The sequence below is a fragment of the Dokdonella sp. genome, assembly GCF_035511235.1.
In the GTDB taxonomy this organism is placed as follows: Bacteria; Pseudomonadota; Gammaproteobacteria; order Xanthomonadales; family Rhodanobacteraceae; genus Dokdonella.
The window spans coordinates 48,080-65,530 of record NZ_DATKFQ010000034.1 but is presented as its reverse complement, the minus strand read 5'-3'; the positions used below and the strand labels follow the sequence as shown (position 1 = coordinate 65,530).

Sequence of the window (17,451 nt, the reverse complement as noted above, 5' to 3'; positions counted from 1 at the left end):
GGGGAACGACCATGGAAATCCGTCCGATTCTGTCCGCACTGATGCGCAGCAAGGTCTCGATGATCCTGATCGGCCTGCAGGTCGCGCTGACGCTGGCGATCGTCTGCAACGCATTGTTCATCATCGGCCAGCGCCTGGACCTGATGAAGCGGCCGAGCGGCATGAACGAGGCCGACACGTTCTCGATCAGCAGCATCGGCTTCGGCCAGGGCTTCGACGTGCAGTCCGCGATCAGCGCCGATCTGAACCTGCTGCGGTCGCTGCCCGGCGTCGCCGCCGCGACCACCACCAATGCGTTCCCGCTCAGCAACAGCGGCTGGAGCAGCGGCCTCAGCCTCGCGCCGGGGCAGCGCACGTCCACGGCCAATACGGCGTTCTACTTCGTCGACGAGAGCGGCGTGTCCGCGTACGGCGCCGAACTGGTCGCCGGACGCGACTTCAAGGCCGAGGAGATCGGCTTTCGCACGCCCAACGACGAGGCGATGCCGCGTGTGGCGATCATGACGCGCGCGCTGGCCAAGCAGATGTTTCCGGACGTGGCCGACCCGGTCGGCCAGACGTTCTACTTCGGCGGCGACGACGAATCGGAGCCGGCGACCGTGATCGGCATCATCGACCGGCTGCAGGCGCCGTGGGTCAGCGCGAGCATGGTCGAGAACACGCTGCTGCTGCCGTCGGTGCTGTCGGGCGGCAGCTCCTCGACCTATCTGGTCCGCGCCGAACCGGGCCGCCGCGACGAGGTCATGAAGGAGGTCGAGGACAAGCTCGCGACCGCCAACCGCAGCCGCATCCTGCGCGGCCTGCGCAGCACCGAGGAGCGGCGCAGCCAGGTCTACGCCGAGGATCGCGCGATGACGATCATCCTCGGCAGCGTGATCGTCGCGCTGCTCGGCATCACCGCGCTCGGCATCGTCGGCATGGCCAGCTTCTGGGTCGCCCAGCGTACGCGCCAGATCGGCACGCGGCGCGCGCTCGGCGCGACGCGCGGCGACATCCTGCGCTACTTCCAGACCGAGAACTTCATCATCACGACGGTCGGCCTGATCGCCGGCGGCATCCTCGCCTACGCGTTCAGTCTGTGGCTGATGGACCGCTACCAGGCGCCGCGGCTGCCGTGGCACTACGTGCCGATCGGCTTCGTCTGCTTGTGGGCGCTCGGCCAGCTCGCGGTGCTCGGTCCGGCGCTGCGCGCCTCGCGCGTGCCGCCGGCCGTCGCGACGCGAAGCGTGTAAGAATGCAACCCTTCGGCGCTGCCCTGCATCCAGGCAGGGTATGCGCCGACCGACCTCTCCCCGAAAGCCGATGCGCACGATCCTGGTCATCGACGACAATCCCTCGGTCGGGACGGCCCTCGACGTCCTGTTCGGGCTGCGCGAGATCCGCACGCTGACCGCCTCCTCGCCGGAGGCCGGCCTCGCGCTGCTCGAGCGCGAGGCGGTCGACCTGGTCGTGCAGGACATGAACTTCACCGCCGACACGACCTCGGGCGAGGAGGGCGTCGCGCTGTTCCGCGCGATCCGCGAGCGCCATCCGGACCTGCCGATCATCCTGCTGACCGCCTGGACGCGGCTGGAGACCGCGGTCGAGCTGGTCAAGGCCGGGGCCGCCGACTACCTCGGCAAGCCCTGGGACGACAACAAGCTGCTGGCGACCGCCGAGAACCTGCTCGAGCTGTCGGAGGCCACGCGCGAGGTCACGCGGCACCGCGACGAGCGCCGCCGCCGCCGCCGCCAACTCGACGACCGCTACGACCTGCGCGGCATCGTCTACGCGTCCACCGCGATGGAGCGCGCGATCGAGCTGGCCTGTCAGGTCGCACGCGCCGACGTGCCGATCCTCATCACCGGCCCGAACGGCGCCGGCAAGGAACGCATCGCCGAGATCGTGCAGGCCAATTCCGCGGTCAAGTCCGGCCCGTTCGTGACCGTCAACTGCGGCGCGCTGCCCTCGGAGCTGATCGAGGCCGAGCTGTTCGGCGCCGATCCGGGCGCCTATACCGGCGCCACCAACCGCGCGCGCGAGGGCCGCTTCGAGGCCGCCGACGGCGGCACGCTGTTCCTCGACGAGATCGGCAATCTGCCGCTGGCCGGCCAGGCCAAGCTGCTGCGCGTGCTCGAGAGCGGCCAGTTCGAGCGGCTCGGCTCCAGCCGCACGCGCCAGGTCAAGGTGCGCGTGGTCAGCGCGACCAATGCCGATCTGCCGGCGATGATCCGCGACGGCAGGTTCCGCGAGGACCTCTACTACCGGCTCAACGTGATCGAGCTGCGCGTGCCGCCGCTGGCCGAGCGCAGCGACGACGTGCTGCCGCTGGCCGAATATTTCCTCGAAGGCCGCGCCGTGCTCGACGAGAGCGCGCGCACCGCGCTGGTCGCGCACGCCTGGCCCGGCAACGTGCGCGAGCTCAAGAACGCGATCCAGCGCGCCAGCCTGCTCTGCAGCAACGGCGTGGTCACCGCGCGCGATCTCGGCCTCGCGTCGGTGCGCGCACCGGCCGGCCGCAGCGGTGCGGACGTCGAGCCCGATCGCGAGGCGATCGAATCGGCATTGCAGCGCGCGCGCGGCGTGATCAGCCAGGCCGCGGCGGAGCTGGGTCTGTCGCGGCAGGCGCTGTACCGGCGCATGGACAAGCTCGGCGTCGCCGCCGGCAGCGAGGCCTGAGCCGCGTCAGCGCGTGCCGATCTCCAGCTTCAGGCCGAGCGGCTTGAAGTAGTCGCCTTCCTGTTCCAGATCGGCCCGCGTCAGCGGATGCTGGTCGAGCCACAGCGCCGGCAGGTCCAGCCGCAGCGCGCGCGCGCCGGCGTGCAGCGACAGCGGCGGCAGCGGCTCGGAGGTGCGGCCGCGATGCAGCAGCACGGCCAGGCGCAGCAGTGCGGTCAGGCGCCGCGCGATCGTGCGCAGACGCTCGGGCAGGGCTTCGAACGCGCTGCGCTGCGGACGCCGCCGGTGCGAGCGCAGGATCGTCTCGAGCAGCTGCTGACCCTGCTGGCTGAAGCCGGCGAGGTCCGAATGCGCGACGATGTAGGCGCCGTGCAGATGATGCTGGCTGTGCGCGATCGCCAGGCCGATCTCGTGGATGTCCGCGCACCAGCCGAGCACGTCGCGATCGATCGGCTCCAGATGCCAGGCCGTGGCGACTTGATCGAACAAGCGCAGGGCGGTCTCGTGGACGCGCCCGGCCTGCGAGCGGTCGACCGCATAGCGCTCGACCAGGGCCGCGATCGCGCCGGCGCGCGGGTCGCGCTGCATCGCGCGGCCGAGCATGTCGTAGAGCAGGCCCTCGCGCATCGAGGTCTCGCACACGCCCATCTGCTCGACGCCGAGCGCCGCGAACACCGCCTCGAGGATCACCACGCCGCCGGCGATCACCTGCGCACGCTCGTCGCTGAGGCCCGGCAGTTCCAGCGCCTGGATGCTGCCGGCCGCGATCAGCGCGTCGCGCAGGCGGTCGATCGAATCGGCGGTGATGCCCGAATCGGACCAGCGGTTGGCATGGACGATGCTGCCGATCGCGCGCACCGTGCCGGAAGAGCCGAACGCCTCGGCCCAGCCGCGGCTGCGGTAGTCGGCCGCAAACTGCTGCAGCTCGACCGCGATCTCGGTCGAGGCCTGGCGCCAGCGCTTGGCCGTCAGCTTGCCGTCCTCGAAGAAGCGCCGCGTGCTGGCGACGCAGCCGATCTGCACGCTCTCGCGCTCGAGCGCCTCGAAATCCTGGCCGATGATGAACTCGGTGCTGCCGCCGCCGATGTCGACGACCAGCCGCCGCTGCGTGCCGCGCGGCAGGCCGTTGGCGACGCCCAGATAGATCAGGCGCGCTTCCTCGCGGCCGGACACGATCTCGATCGGATGGCCGAGCGCGGTCTCGGCCGGCATCAGAAACGCTTGCGGATTGGCCAGCTGGCGCACCGCGTTGGTCGCCACCGCGTGGACGCGGCCATGCGCGAGGCCGCGCAGGCGCTGGCCGAACTGCGCCAGACAGGCCAGGGCGCGCTCGCGCTGCGGCGCCGCCAGGCTGCCGTCGGCGCCCAGCCCCATCGCGAGGCGCACGCTGTCGCGCAGGCGGTCGATCACGCGCAGCTCGCCGTGCTCGTAGCGCGCCACGATCATGTGGAAGCTGTTGGAGCCGATGTCGACGGCTGCCAGCAGTTCGCCGTTGCGGATGTCGTTGGCGTCGGTCACGCGGCGGGCGCAGGCGGGAATGAGGGCCGATTGTGGCAGACCGGCCGATGCCTGTGCATCGGCCGGCACGGCGGCCGGGGAGGTCGGAAGAGGCGCGGGTGCCGGGTCTTCAGCCGCAGATCTTGGCCAGCAGCGACTGCTGGGCCGAGTGCGGCATGTCCTCGCCGGGCGTGATGCGCTCGTAGCTGCCGTCGGGCAGCAGGCGCCAGGCCTGCTGGTTGTCGGCCAGGTAGTTGATCAGTGCCTCCTCGTGGACACGCCGGGCGATGATCGGGTCGAGCAGCGGGAAGCAGGTCTCGACCCGGCGCAGCAGGTTGCGCTCCATCCAGTCGGCGCTGGCGCACCAGATCTCCGGATCCTCGCCGTTCTGGAACCAGTAGACGCGGCTGTGCTCGAGGAAGCGTCCGACGATCGAGCGCACGCGGATGTTCTCGGAGATGCCCGGCAGGCCCGGACGCAGCGTGCAGGCGGCGCGCACGATCAGATCGATCTGCACGCCCGCGCGGGACGCGTGGTACAGCAGCTCGATCACGTCTTCCTCGTTGAGCGCGTTGATCTTGGCGACGATGCGCGCCGGCCGGCCGGCGCGCGCGTGGTCGATCTCGCGCTGGATGCGCGCGATGATGCCGGCGTGCAGCGTGAACGGCGAATGCAGCAGCCGCTTGAGCTTGACGATCGTGCCCAGCCCCGACAGCTGCAGGAACAGCTGGTGGGCGTCCTCGCCGATCTCCGGATGCGCGGTCATCAGGCCGAGGTCGGTGTAGATCCGCGAGGTCATCTGGTGGTAGTTGCCGGTCGCCAGGTGCACGTAGCGGCGCAGCGCGCCGCGCTCGCGGCGGACCACCAGCAGCATCTTGGCGTGGGTCTTGTAGCCGACCACGCCGTAGACGACCTGCACGCCGACCTCCTGCAGGCGATTGGCGAGCTTGAGGTTGGCTTCCTCGTCGAAGCGCGCGCGCAGCTCGACGACGACGGTGACGTCCTTGCCGTTGCGCGCGGCCTCGATCAGGTGGTCGACGATCGGCGAGTTGTTGCCGACCCGGTACAGCGTCTGCTTGATCGCCAGCACGTCCGGATCGACGCTGGCCTGGCGCAGCAGCTCGAGCACGGTCGCGAACGATTCGAACGGATGGTGCAGCAGCACGTCGCGCTCGCGGATCGCCTCGAACAGGCTGCGCTCGTCGGCGACGGCCTTGCTGATGCGCTGCACGAAGGTCGGGAACTTGAGGTCGGGCCGGTCGACCTGGTCGTAGATCGTGTTGATGCGGCTGACGTTGACCGGACCGCCGCAGCGGTAGATGTCCTGCTCGCCGAGCTCGAAGTTCTGCATCAGCATGCGCGCGATCGGCTTGGGGCACTGCTCGGTGATCTCCAGCCGCACCGGCTTGGCGTAGCCGCGCGTGTTGAGCTCGTCGCGCAGCGCCAGGGCCAGGTTCTCGACGTCTTCCTCGTCGACGAACAGCTCGCTGTTGCGCGTCACGCGGAACTGGTACGCGCCGCGGACCTTCATGCCCGGAAACATCTCGTCCATGAACTCGTGGAGGATGCTGGACAGGAACACGAAATCGTACGGCTTGTCGGCGACCTCGGCCGGCAGCCGGATGATGCGCGGCAGCGAGCGCGGCGCACGGACCAGGGCCATGTTGCCGTCGCGGCCGAACGCGTCCTTGCCCTTCAGCACGACCGCCAGATTCAGGCTCTTGTTGAGGATGCGCGGGAACGGATGCGCCGGATCCAGGCCGAGCGGCGAGAGCACCGGCAGGATCTCGTTGCGGAAGTAGCCCTGCAGCCAGCCGCGCTGCTTGGCGCTCCAGGCGTCGCGCGCGACGAAACGGATGCCCTCGGCGTCGAGCGCCGGCAGCAGCACGTCGTTGAAGAAGTCGTACTGGGCCTTGACCAGGGCCAGCGTGCGTTCGCGGATGCGCGTCAGCACGTCGCTGGCCGACATGCCGTCCGGGCCCGGCCGCACGTCGCCGAAGGCGTGGTGGTGCTTGAGGATCGCCACGCGCACCTCGAAGAACTCGTCGAGGTTCGTGCACGAGATGCACAGATAGCGCAGGCGCTCGAGCAGCGGCACGGTCGCGTCCTCGGCCTGCGCCAGCACGCGGAAGTTGAACTCGAGCTGGGCCAGTTCGCGATTGAGATAGAGGCTCGGATCGGCCAGATCCGGCGCGGCGTTCGTCGACATGCTCATTCCAGTTGCAGGCGTTGCGCGGCCGCCGCGTCGGCGTCCAGCGGGATGAACCCTTCCTCGGCCACGATAGCCTGTCCTTCTGACGAAAGCGTGTAAGCCAGGAAGGCACTGCGCAGGACCGGCATGGGGCGTTGGGGGATGCGGTTGTAGTAGACGTACAGCGCGCGCGACAGCGGATACCGCCCCGAGCGCACGCTCTGCGCGTCGATCGGGACCGGCGCTCCGTGCGCCGGCGTCAGCGCCAGCGTGCGGACCTGGGCGTTGACGAGGCCGACCGGCGCGTAGCCGATCGCGGCGCGCTGCGCGCCGACCGCGGCCACGGTCGCGCCGCTGCCGGGCCAGGCGACGACGTCGGCGCGGTACTCGCCGCCGCACAGCACGCGGTCGCGGAAGAACGCGGCCGTGCCCGAGCCGGCGTTGCGGCCGATCGGCAGGATCCGCCGCGCCGCCAGCGGTCCGTCCGCGCCGGCCTCGGCCCAGTGGCGCAGCGGCTCGCCGCCGCACTGCGGCCGGGCCGCGTAGATGCCGTCGAGCTGCGCCAGGTCGAGCGTGTGCAGCGGATTGTCCGGATGCACGAACACCGCGACGGCGTCGTGCGCGATCACGATGCGCGACGGGCGGTGTCCGTGGCGCCGCTCGAACAGCGCTTCCTCCTCGGCGCTCATCGGCCGGCTCATCGGGCCGAGGTCGGCCGCGCCCTCGACCAGGGCGAGCACCGCGCTGGTCGAACCGAGGCCCTGCTCCTGGATCCGCACGCCCGGATGGGCGCGCGCGAAATCGCGCGACCAGTGCGCGAACAGCGCGCTCAGCGTGTCCGAGCCGGCGCTGGTCAGTGTGCCGGCCAGCGGTTCGGCCGCCGCGGCAGTGCCGGTCAGCAGCGCAGCCAGAACCCACGCCGCTGCGCGCATCACGATGCCTGCGGCAGCGCGGCCGGGAGCAGGCGCTCGGGGCCGAACACGCAGACGAAGCGGCTGCCGACGCCGACCTCGCTGTGAATCTCCAGATGTGCCTGATGCAGCATCAGCACGTGCTTGACGATCGAGAGGCCCAGGCCGGTGCCGCCGCTCTCGCGCGAACGGCTGGTCGAGACGCGATAGAAGCGTTCGGTCAGGCGCGGCAGATGCTGGGCCGGGATGCCGGGACCGGTGTCGCTGACCGTCATGCGCCCGCCGCTCTCGTCGCACTCCCAGCGCAGCACGATGCGTCCGCCGTCGGGCGTGTAGCGCACCGCATTGCTGAGCAGGTTCGAGAACGCGCTGTGCAGGTCCTTGGTCGAGCCGGCCAGATCGCGGTCGCCGACGCGCTCGAGCACGATCTGATGGCGTCCCTGGCTCAGGGCGACGCCTTCGCGGCGCAGCGACTCGAGCAGGGCGGCCATGATCACGCGCTCGTCGGGCGTGCTCTGCTGCGCCTCGAGCCGCGACAGCGTCAGCAGATCCTCGACGATCTGCGTCATCCGGCGCGACTGCAGGCGCAGCTCGCGCAGGATCGGCTCGTACTCGGGCAGGCTCTCCGGCTCGATCATGTCGAGATAGCCGTGCACGACGGTCAGCGGCGTGCGCAGCTCGTGCGAGACGTTGGCGACGAAGTCGCGGCGGACCTGTTCGAGCCGCTGCAGCTGGCTGATGTCGCGCGCGACCAGCAGGCTGCGCGCGTCCGCGTACGGAATGCTGCGCAGGCTCAGGCGCACGTGATCGTCGGCCGGCGATGCGACGTCGGTCAGCGGCGCCTCGGCGCCTTCGGCGAACCACTGCACGACGCGCGGCGCGCGCAGCAGGTGGGTGATCTCGGCGCCGCCGTCGTGCCGCGGATCGAGGCCGAGCAGGTCGCGCGCGGCGGCGTTGAACCAGACGATGCGGCGCTCGGCGTCGAGCGCGACGACGCCGTCCGGCAGGGCCGCGGCGGCGTCGCGGAAGCTGCGCAGCTGCTCGATCAGGCGCCGCCGCGTGCGCCGCGAGGCGCGCTGGCGCTGCGCGAGGTTCTGGCCGATGCGGCTCCACAGATCGCGTCCGGACGCCGGCCGCAGCAGCGTGCGCGAGTCGAGCGTGCGGCACAGGCGGTAGAGCCGGTGCAGCATCAGCGCGGTCCAGGCGCCGACGACGATCAGCGCGGCCGCGGCCGGCTGGCCGAACCAGGCGCCGATCGCGATCGCGGCCGCGACCAGGGCGAGCAGGCGCCACACTCCGGCGCGCCAGGCGCCGCTCAGCACGGGCGCGTCCTCCGCCGGTACGGGCCGCTGCGCGAGCGGCGCCCGGTGCCGCCGTCGGCCGGGCAGGCGTGACGGCCGCGGCCGCCGGGCGATCGTAGCGGGACTCGCGCGAAGGCTGCGCTCACACGCTGGTCGAGAAGCGGTAGCCGGCACCGCGCACGGTCTGCACCAGCGCGTCGTGGCCGCTCGGCTCGAGCGTCTTGCGCAGCCGGCGGATGTGCACGTCGACGGTGCGCTCCTCGACATAGACGCCGCCGCCCCAGACGTGGTCGAGCAGCTGGCTGCGCGTATAGACGCGCTCGGCGTGCGTCATGAAGAAGTGCAGCAGGCGGTACTCGGTCGGCCCGATCTGCAGCGGCTGGTCGTTGGCGTAGACGCGGTGCGCGGCGCCGTCGATGCGCAGGCCGCCGAGCTCGATGACGCCTTCCACGTCCTCGCCGTGCGTGCGGCGCATGACCGCGCGGATCCGCGCGACCAGTTCGCGCGTCGAGAACGGCTTGACGACGTAGTCGTCGACGCCGGCGTCCAGGCCGCTGACGCGGTCGGTCTCCTCGCCGCGCGCGGTCAGCATGATGATCGGCACCTCGCGCGTCAGCTCGTCCTTGCGCAGGCGCCGCGCCAGATCCAGGCCGCTGATGCCGGGCAGCATCCAGTCGAGCAGGATCAGGTCCGGCACGCGTTCGCCGATCGCGCTCTGCGCGGTGCGGGCGTCGGTGGCGTGCATCGCGTCCATGCCGGCCTTGCGCAGCGCGAAGGCGACCATGTCGCGGATGGCGGGTTCGTCTTCGACGATCAGGATGTTCTTCTGCACGTTGCGCTGCCGTCGCTGCCGGAATCGGCGTTCATGACGCGATTATTGCAACGGGAAAGTGTTACGGCGCGATGACAGCGGCTCGCGCGGCCGCGACACCGACAGCGCCGGCTCGGTCAGCGAGCCGCCCTGCTGGCCGTCGCCGGGCTTGGTGCCGCGCCGGCGCAGCTCGAGCACCAGCGGCGTCATCGCGGTGATGCGCGCTTCGACGCGGGCGCGCTGGTAGTAGTCGAGCTCTTCCTTGCTGGTCAGCGCCTTGAGCTGGTTCAGCGCATCCTCGGCGCGGCCCTTCAGCCAGGCGGCCTCGGCATAGGCCTCGGCGGCGCGGACCGGATCGCCGGCCAGCTCGCAGGCGCGCGCGTAGCTGGTCTGCAGGTCCGGATCGTCGCTGTAGCTGTCGAGCAGCGGGCGCAGCAGGTTCTGCGCCTGTCGCGCGCTCTTGTCCTGACCGCGCGACAGCAGCGAACCGGCGTAGGCCAGGCTGATCGCGCGATTGCCCGGGTAGTCCTCGTGCAGTTCGGCGTAGCGCTTCTCGGCATCGGCGTGACGGCCGGCGTGGTCCTCGGCATTGGCCAGCGCGAGCTCGAACGTCGCCTGTCCAGGCTGCGCGTCGGCCAGCTTGCGCAGCTCGGCGATCGCCCGCTCGAGCTGGCGCGCGCGCGTCAGCGCCAGGCCGTAGCCGTAGCGGTTGGCCGGCGTATCGAACGCAGGGTCGGCCTTGAGGCTGTCGGCGTAGTAGCCGACCATCGCGGCCGGCGAACGTGCCGACAGCACGCGGACGCGCTCGCGCATCAGCAGGAACGTGTCGCGCGAGCCGCTGCGGTCCAGCCGCGACAGGTTCGGACTGATCGTGACCGGGCCGGCCGAGGCCACCGACGCGGCCGCCGGGCCGAACGGCGTGCGGATCGGTGCGGTCGCCGCTGCCGCGGCGGCGTCCGCGCCGTCGCCGACGCAGCGGTCGAGCACGCCGTTGACGTAGCCGCAGGTGTCCATCTGCCCGGCGCGCGCCTTGGCGTCGGCGATGCGATTGGTGTCGATCGGATGCGTGCGCAGGAACTCCGGCACGTCGATGCCGTTGACGCGCATGGTCCGGCCGAGCGTGGCGAAGGTATCGGCCATCGCCACCGGGTCGAAGCCGGCGCGGGCCAGCGTCTGGATGCCGATGCGATCGGCCTCGATCTCGTCCTTGCGCGTGAAGTTGATCTGCCGCTGCTGGATCAGCGCGGTGCCGCTCATCAGCGCGGCCGGTGCGGTGTCGTCGCCGCGGCCGGCACCGGCGATCATCAGGCCGAGCATCGCCAGCGTGATCGGGATGCTCGACTTCTTCATGTCCTCGTACGCGCGCAGCAGATGCTGCTGCGTCACGTGGGCGATCTCGTGCGCGATCACCGCGGCGAACTCGTCCTCGCGGTTCATCGCCGTGATCAGGCCGGCATTGGCGCCGATGTAGCCGCCCGGCGCCGCGAACGCGTTGATGTCGTTGTCGCGCACGATGAAGAACGTAAACGGCAGGTCCGGGCGATCGCTCTGCGCGACCAGGCGGTGGCCGAGTCCGTCGAGATAGTCGTTGAGCAGCGGGTCGTCGAGGATGTAGTTCATCGCCCGCATCTCGTGCAGCATGCTGGCGCCGTATTCCTGCATCTCGCGCGGCATCGCCAGCTCGCCCGCCGAGCTGCCGATGTCCGGCAGCTTGACGCCGCTGGTCTCGTGCGCGTCGACGCGGGCGCCGGCGAGCCCGGCGCAGACGGCCAGGGCGGTGACCGGTAGCCAGTTGAATTTGCTCAAGGTGACCACGACCATGGAAGGCAGTTGAACGAGGTGGCGCCGAGCGCGCTCGGTTCGGACCACCATAGCGCAGCGAGGTTCCCCCTGCCAGCGCGCTACCGTTGCGGACAGCCGCGATTCATCTGGAAAGCGACCATGATCGATGTGGAAATCTATTCGACCGCCATCTGCCCCTACTGCGTGGCCGCCAAGCAGTTTCTCGAGCGCAAGGGCCTGAGCTATCGCGAGGTGCGCATCGACACCGATCCGCAGCAGCGCATGCTGATGCTCGAGCGCAGCGGCGGGCGCCGCACGGTGCCGCAGATCTTCATCAACGGCACGCATGTGGGCGGCTTCGACGATCTCGTCGCGGCCGATCGTTCGGGACGGCTCGAAGGCCTGATCGCGGGCTGACGGCGTCCGGCCGACGCCGCGGCGCGCTGCTTCAATCGGCGACGCGGACCAGGCGCAGCCGCTCGCCGTCGGCGCTGCGGCCTTCCAGGCGGTCGATGCCGATCCGGTCGAACACCGCGACCACGGTCGATGCTTCGTACAGCGTGCAGGTCGCCGGCGGCTGCTCGGCTGGGCGCAGGCCGAGCCGGCAAGACAGCGACAGGCCCGACTGCGCGTCCTCGACGCGGAAGCTCTCGCCGTCCTCGCTGCTGAGGCGGCTGAAATCGAACATCCGCACCCGCGACCGGTCGGCATCGCCGACCGCGACCCAGCGGCCGAGCCAGCCCTGGCCGGCCGCACCGTTGCCGAAGGCGCTGCGCTGCAGGACCAGCGGACGCACGTCGATCGCATCGCTCGCGCCGGTCGGCGACGGGCGCACCAGCCAGGCCTTGGCCTGGGCCGGTCCCTCGAACGCGATCAGCAGCTCCGGACCGCTCTCGGCGACCGGCCGTGCCGAGACCTGTCCGAACGGTTCCTCGCCGTCGCGCAGCCGCACCAGGGCGACGCGGGCGATGCGGCCCTCGAGCCGGGCGCTGCCGAAGAACCAGGTCGCCTTGCCGGTGTCGTCGAAGCCGAACAGGCCGACCGCGAGCTGATCGCCCTGACGTTCCAGGCTGATGCCGCTGCCGGCCAGCGCCGGAACGGCCTCGTCGCCGAGCGAGACGGTCCACCAGAAGCCGTTCTCGACCACGGGCGCCGGATCGTTCTCGGTCGCGTCGAGCAGCGTGAAGCGGCTCAGCACCGGCGTCTGCGTGCCGCGCGCCAGATACGCGCGCACCGCATAGACGCGCGCCGGCAGATGCAGCAGCCCGGCCTGCAGGGCCGGGTTGGCGCGCTGCTCGTAAGCGGTCGCGCCGCTGCGGCAGCCGAGCGTCGCGGTGCGCGCGACGATGTCGATCTCGGCGCCGGCCAGGCGCGTGCTCTGGATGCGCGGTACGCAGCTGTCGGGCCAGACGCCGCTGATGCGCAGGCTCGGCGAGAGCATCGGCGAGCTCGTCGACGGCGATTCCAGCGCGAGCTCCATCGAACCCTGCGCGGCCGCGTACGGGGGCGCGACGGCCAGGCACGCGGCCGCAAGGAAGGCCCGCGCGGATCGGCGCAGTGGGCGGAAAACGCTCATTTGGCGATAATGCGCGTCTGCGCGCGGCGCCTCAAGTGGCGCCCCCTTCGTTTTCCTCCCCCCGTTCCAGGAGTTTGAATCCGATGAACAAGACGATCGCGGTCATCCGCGGCGACGGCATTGGCCCTGAGATCATGGATGCGACGCTCGCCGTCGTCGACGCGCTCGGCCTCGGCCTCGCCTACGACTTCGTCGATGCCGGGCTGGCGGCGCAGGCGCGCTGCGGCGAACTGCTGCCGCAGGCCACGCTCGACGCGATCGGCCGCCATCGCGTGGCGCTGAAGGGGCCGCTGACGACGCCGATCGGCGGCGGCTTCAGCTCGCTCAACGTCGAGCTGCGGCGCCGCTTCGATCTGTATGCCAACGTGCGCCCGGCGATCACGATCCCCGGCACGCGCGCGCGCTACGACGGCATCGACATCATCACCGTGCGCGAGAACACCGAGGGCGCCTACGGATCGGAAGGGCAGACGCTGTCCGAGGACGGTCAGACCGCGCAGGGCGTGATCCGCATCACGCGCCACGGTTCCGAACGCATCATCCGCTACGCGTTCGAACTGGCGCGGCGCGAGCGGCGCAAGAAGGTGACGCTGGTCCACAAGGCCAACATCATGAAGACCACCTCGGGCCTGTTCCTGAAGGTCGGCCGCGACGTCGCGGCCGAGTATCCGGATATCGCCTGCAACGAGATGATCGTCGACAACACCTGCATGCAGCTGGTCATGAACCCGCAACAGTTCGACGTGATCGTCACGACCAACCTGTTCGGCGACATCATCTCCGACCTGTGCGCGGGCCTGGTCGGCGGGCTCGGCCTCGCGCCCGGCGCGAACATCGGCAGCGACGCGGCGATCTTCGAGGCGGTCCACGGCTCGGCCCCGGACATCGCCGGCAAGGGCATCGCCAATCCGTGCGCGCTGCTGCTCGGCGCGGTGCAGATGCTGGGCCATCTCGGCCAGATCGAGGCGGCCGCGCGGGTCCGCGACGCGATCCGCGAGACGATCATCGCGCAGGATCGCCTGACGCCCGATCTGGGCGGCGTCGGCACCACCGCGGAGTTCGCGAAGGCGATCGCCGCCCGCCTCGACGGCTGAGCCGTGCCGGCTGCGCGGACGGAACCCGGGTCCCGTCCGCGCAGCGGCCGCGCTACTGGCCGCCGGCCGGCAGCGTCAGCAGCGTGACCGGCGCGTTGGTGCGCGAGAACGTGTAGCCCGAGCCCGGGAACGTCAGCGAGAAGCTCGCGCGGTTGACGCCGGTCGGCTGGCCGCCGACGGTCGGCTCGGTCAGCGTCAGGCTCAATGAGCCGATCGCCGTGAACGTCGTCGTCACCGGCGTGCAGGTGCGGCAGTAGCCGGTGACCGAATACACGCTCGTCGTCGCGCCCGCCGCGTAGCTCTCGAAGTCGGCCGCCGCCCAGCGCAGCGTGCCGCTGGCGTCGGCCGGGTAGTAGATCAGATTGGTCGAGAACGGCGCGGCGCCGCCGCGGCGGACCATCTGCGTGCCGATGCCCCAGCCGCTGTCGTTGCCGCCGTACCACTGGCCGCTCAGGTCCGGCGTCGGATGCGAATCGGGCGTGACCAGCGGCTCGATGCACCACTGGCCGCGGCTGGTGCCGACGCGCCAGCTCATCACGCCGAGCTGCGGCGCCGCGTGGGCGACGCTGCGGCAGGCCGGTGCCGAGGCCGCGGCGTTGAAGTCGATGATCAGATCGCCGCCGACCGAGCCGTCGAGCACCGAGGTCCGCGTCGCCGCGTCGTAGCGCACGCGCTGCATGCCGTTGCCGTTCTGATCGCGCCCGCCGACGAAGACGCCGTCGACGAGGTTGCCGGTGGACGTGTAGATCTCCGGCCGGCCCGTTGCGTCGAACGTATAGAAGATCACGTTGTAGACGTCGCCGAGATTGGCGTCGCGGCGCGCCAGCTGCAGGTCCAGGCCGTGGCCGCTGTGGTTGCGGTCGAACCACCAGCTCGACATCGGCTGCGTGAAGACCGGCGCGGGCGCGTTCGCGTCGCTCCAGCCGACCGCATCGAGCATCGGCTTGGCAAGGCCGAGCGTGCGCGGACCCGGCACCTGATAGCTCGCGTTCATCAGGTCGCCGGCCTGGACCAGGTGCGACAGCGTCGAGCCGCCCTGCGGCGCGCACGGCGAACCGCTGCACGGCGCGTACAGCATCGGCAGGTTGAACGGCGGCGGCTGCGCGGCGAGGTTGTTCAGCGGCGAGCCGACCGCCGCCGGTCCCCACCAGCGCAGGCCGTTGCCGGACACCAGCGCGGCGGCGCGTTCGGCATCGCTGGTGCCGGCGTCGAGGAACGGCTTCCAGGTGCCCGCGTTCGCGTTGAGGATCGCTGCGTTCTCGCCATAGACGTCGTTGTAGCCGGTGCCCGAGTAGCCGGTCGCGCCTTCGCCCGAGAAGCGCGCGCCGAGCGGGCCGTCGGCCGCCTCGATGTTGACCAGGCCGAGGAAGCCCAGGCCGTGCGCGATCTCGTGCATCGTGATCGAGATGAAGTCGAAATTCGTGCCGGTACCGGCGGGCGTGTAGCCGTAGTCGAACGTGCGGCCGCCGAGTACGTCGCTGGCGCCGATGCGCGAGTTGAACGTGGCGACGATGTCCGGCTGCGTACAGGCGCCGCCGACGACGCCGCAGGCGCTGGTGCCGGCCAGGCGCGAGGCCGCCGCGATCGCGTACCAGCTGTAGCGGTTGGGCAGCCAGGGCGCCGGCTCATCCACCTCGTGCAGCGTCAGATTGGTCGGCCCGGCCTGGGCCAGCACGGCGCGCGTCGCGCTCGCTTCCAGATCGCGCCAGCAGGCGCGGATGCGGATCGGTGCCGGCGTCTTGATCTGCGCGGCCAGCAGCTCGGCGGCGCGCTGCATCGCATTGCGGCGCTGCTGGCCGAGCGTCGTGCCGGGGTTGCCGCCGGTCGGCGTCGCCGGCGTGCTGTCGTTCCAGGGCGCGCCGCTGCAGGTGCCGCTGGTCGCGGTCGGAAACTCGAGCTGGATGCCGCCGTCGGCGGGGGCCGACTGCAGCGTCGCGGTGAGGCTGAGCTGCGTCGAAGGCGGCGACAGGTTGACGACCGCGATGTGCCAGCGGCCCGGCCGCAGCGGCTGCCGGCTCGACGCACGCACCACGAGCGATTCGGTCGAGGTGCCGCTGATCGCGGCGTAGTGCGCATAGCGTCGGAACAGATCGAAATCCGCATTCGCGCCGTGCAGCGACCGGTCGGCGAACGGGGTGCCGTAGCGCACGAACACGTCGGCGTCGGCGGTGCCGGTGCCCGAGAGCTGCAGTCTGAGCTGCGTGCCCTGGGCGAGGTTGGCCGGCACGTCGAGGTAGTACGAGGTCGTGAACGAATTGCCCTGCAGTGCGAACGTGGCCGGCGTGCCCGAGGACAGCGGAATCGACGGCGCGGCCGCGGCGGGCATCGAGACCAGCGCCGCCAGAGCCCAGCCGAGCCGGCGGATCGGGTACGGGGCGGTCACTGCACGTTCTCCTGTTCCTGCAGCCGGCGCCGCTCGGCGCGCTCGAGAAAGGTGGCGCGCGCCTCCAGGTTCGGCACCTCTCGGCACTGCAGTGCGACCTGGCCGTCGGCATCGATCACGGCGATCGTGCCGGCCAGCTGCGGCGGCGGCACGGCGAGCGGGGCGATCGTCTTGGCCGGCGCGCCGGCACCGCCGAGCGGCAGTTGTTCGGGCTGGACGGCGAATGCGGCGACCGGCATCGCCAGCCACGTGATCAGGCCGGGCAGGTGCCGGGCGGCACGAAGGAACGGGGACATGCGGCAATCTCCTGTACAGCGCAACCGGGCGCGGCGAACCGTCCGATCATAAGCCGATCAATCGGCGGGCGGGACCTGGACGCCGTGGTCGAGCACGACCAGCGTGCCGCGGCCGGGCCGGTAGCCGGCCGCGAATGCGCGATGCACGTAGTCGATCGCAGCGCCGACCGCCTCGCCGAGCGGCCGCTTCCAGGCCAGGCCGGCGGCGACTGCGGCCGCGAGCGTGCAGCCGGTGCCATGGCCTTCTCCGACAAGGCGAGCGTGCTCGAACCAGGACTCGCCGCGCTCGTCGAGCAGCAGATCGCCGATCCGGCGGCCCGGCAGATGGCCACCCTTGAGCAGTACCGCCCGGCAGCCGAGTGCGCGCAGTGCCCGCGCCGCCTCGCGCATGCCGCGACGGTCGACGATCGGCGCGCCGAGCAGGCGTTCGGCCTCGGGCAGGTTCGGCGTCAGCAGATCGGCCCGCGCGAGCAGGTGGCGCTGCAGCGCGGCGGTCATCGTCCTGCCGGCGAGCGCGGCACCGCTGGTCGCGACCATGACCGGATCGAGAACGAGCGGAACCCCGGGCCGCTCCTCAAGCGCCTCGGCGACGGTACGGACCGCGGTCGCACTGCCGAGCATGCCGATCTTGACGGCCGCGACCGCGAAGTCGTCGAAGACCGCACCGATCTGGCCGCGCAGCAGGCCGGCGGAGATCTGCTCGATCGCCGCCACCGTCCGCGTGTTCTGTGCGGTGACGGCGGTGATCGCGCACAGGCCGTGCGTACCGAACGCGGCGAAGGTCTTGAGGTCGGCCTGGATGCCGGCGCCGCCGCCCGAATCGGAGCCGGCGATCGTCAGGACGGCGGGGGGCGCGCGGCGGCGGCGGGAAGCGGAGATCGTCATGTTGTGTTCCGGCAACAGTTGGAAAGGGGACAGTGGCGGGCGCGGCCGGCGGTCTCGGCACGGCCG

General features: G+C 71.2%; 14 protein-coding genes. 4 read left to right on the top strand and 10 right to left on the bottom strand.

Annotated elements, in window-relative coordinates; translation table 11 throughout:
* Window positions 1-11 precede the first annotated feature (11 nt).
* Window positions 12-1,232 carry an ABC transporter permease gene (locus tag VMR06_RS14055; RefSeq protein ID WP_325377346.1) on the top strand — a complete coding sequence of 407 codons (1,221 nt, stop codon included), beginning with the start codon at window positions 12-14 and terminating at the stop codon, window positions 1,230-1,232.
* Between the two features lie 70 nt (window positions 1,233-1,302).
* Window positions 1,303-2,658: a sigma-54 dependent transcriptional regulator gene (locus VMR06_RS14050; protein ID WP_325377344.1), complete on the top strand. Its 1,356-nt coding sequence runs from the start codon at window positions 1,303-1,305 to the stop codon at window positions 2,656-2,658.
* Window positions 2,659-2,664: 6 nt separating this feature from the next.
* Here VMR06_RS14050 and ppx read toward each other — a convergent pair whose 3' ends face one another.
* From ppx to VMR06_RS14020, 6 genes are all read right to left on the bottom strand, one after another.
* Entirely contained in the window at window positions 2,665-4,176 is a 1,512-nt protein-coding gene (gene ppx, locus VMR06_RS14045; RefSeq protein ID WP_325377342.1) for an exopolyphosphatase, read from the bottom strand.
* 109 nt (window positions 4,177-4,285) lie between these two features.
* On the bottom strand, window positions 4,286-6,364 hold the full coding sequence (gene ppk1, locus VMR06_RS14040) for a polyphosphate kinase 1 (protein WP_414648144.1): 2,079 nt from the start codon (window positions 6,362-6,364) through the stop codon (window positions 4,286-4,288).
* A gap of 2 nt (window positions 6,365-6,366) precedes the next feature.
* A complete protein-coding gene (locus VMR06_RS14035) occupies window positions 6,367-7,278 on the bottom strand; it encodes a phosphate ABC transporter substrate-binding protein (RefSeq protein WP_325377339.1) in 912 nt (303 codons plus the stop codon).
* Entirely contained in the window at window positions 7,278-8,579 is a 1,302-nt protein-coding gene (gene phoR / locus VMR06_RS14030) for a phosphate regulon sensor histidine kinase PhoR (RefSeq protein WP_325377338.1), read from the bottom strand. The genes VMR06_RS14035 and phoR overlap by 1 nt, the downstream gene beginning before the upstream one ends.
* 121 nt (window positions 8,580-8,700) lie before the next feature.
* Complete coding sequence (gene phoB, locus VMR06_RS14025; protein ID WP_325377337.1) at window positions 8,701-9,390, bottom strand: phosphate regulon transcriptional regulator PhoB; 690 nt, start codon at window positions 9,388-9,390, stop codon at window positions 8,701-8,703.
* Window positions 9,391-9,432: 42 nt separating this feature from the next.
* Complete coding sequence (locus VMR06_RS14020) at window positions 9,433-11,190, bottom strand: M48 family metalloprotease (RefSeq protein WP_325377335.1); 1,758 nt, start codon at window positions 11,188-11,190, stop codon at window positions 9,433-9,435.
* A gap of 120 nt (window positions 11,191-11,310) precedes the next feature.
* Between VMR06_RS14020 and grxC the strand changes: the two genes are divergently transcribed.
* Window positions 11,311-11,568, top strand: coding sequence for a glutaredoxin 3 (grxC, locus tag VMR06_RS14015; protein WP_325377333.1), 258 nt, complete (start codon window positions 11,311-11,313; stop codon window positions 11,566-11,568).
* 31 nt (window positions 11,569-11,599) lie between these two features.
* Here the strand turns inward: grxC and VMR06_RS14010 are convergent, their stop codons facing one another.
* Window positions 11,600-12,592, bottom strand: coding sequence for a hypothetical protein (locus VMR06_RS14010; protein ID WP_325377331.1), 993 nt, complete (start codon window positions 12,590-12,592; stop codon window positions 11,600-11,602).
* 218 nt (window positions 12,593-12,810) lie between these two features.
* Here VMR06_RS14010 and VMR06_RS14005 point away from each other — a divergent pair, with 218 nt between their 5' ends.
* On the top strand, window positions 12,811-13,821 hold the full coding sequence (locus VMR06_RS14005) for an isocitrate dehydrogenase (protein ID WP_325377329.1): 1,011 nt from the start codon (window positions 12,811-12,813) through the stop codon (window positions 13,819-13,821).
* A gap of 52 nt (window positions 13,822-13,873) precedes the next feature.
* Here the strand turns inward: VMR06_RS14005 and VMR06_RS14000 are convergent, their stop codons facing one another.
* From VMR06_RS14000 to thiD, 3 genes are read right to left on the bottom strand one after another with little or no spacing between them, the layout of a single operon-like run.
* The gene (locus tag VMR06_RS14000; RefSeq protein ID WP_325377327.1) at window positions 13,874-16,204 is read right to left on the bottom strand and encodes a hypothetical protein; all 2,331 of its coding nucleotides are present in this window, start codon (window positions 16,202-16,204) and stop codon (window positions 13,874-13,876) included.
* Entirely contained in the window at window positions 16,201-16,500 is a 300-nt protein-coding gene (locus tag VMR06_RS13995) for a hypothetical protein (protein ID WP_325377325.1), read from the bottom strand. The genes VMR06_RS14000 and VMR06_RS13995 overlap by 4 nt, the downstream gene beginning before the upstream one ends.
* Before the next feature lie 57 nt (window positions 16,501-16,557).
* Window positions 16,558-17,385, bottom strand: coding sequence for a bifunctional hydroxymethylpyrimidine kinase/phosphomethylpyrimidine kinase (gene thiD / locus VMR06_RS13990; RefSeq protein ID WP_325377323.1), 828 nt, complete (start codon window positions 17,383-17,385; stop codon window positions 16,558-16,560).
* Between the last annotated feature and the right edge of the window lie 66 nt (window positions 17,386-17,451).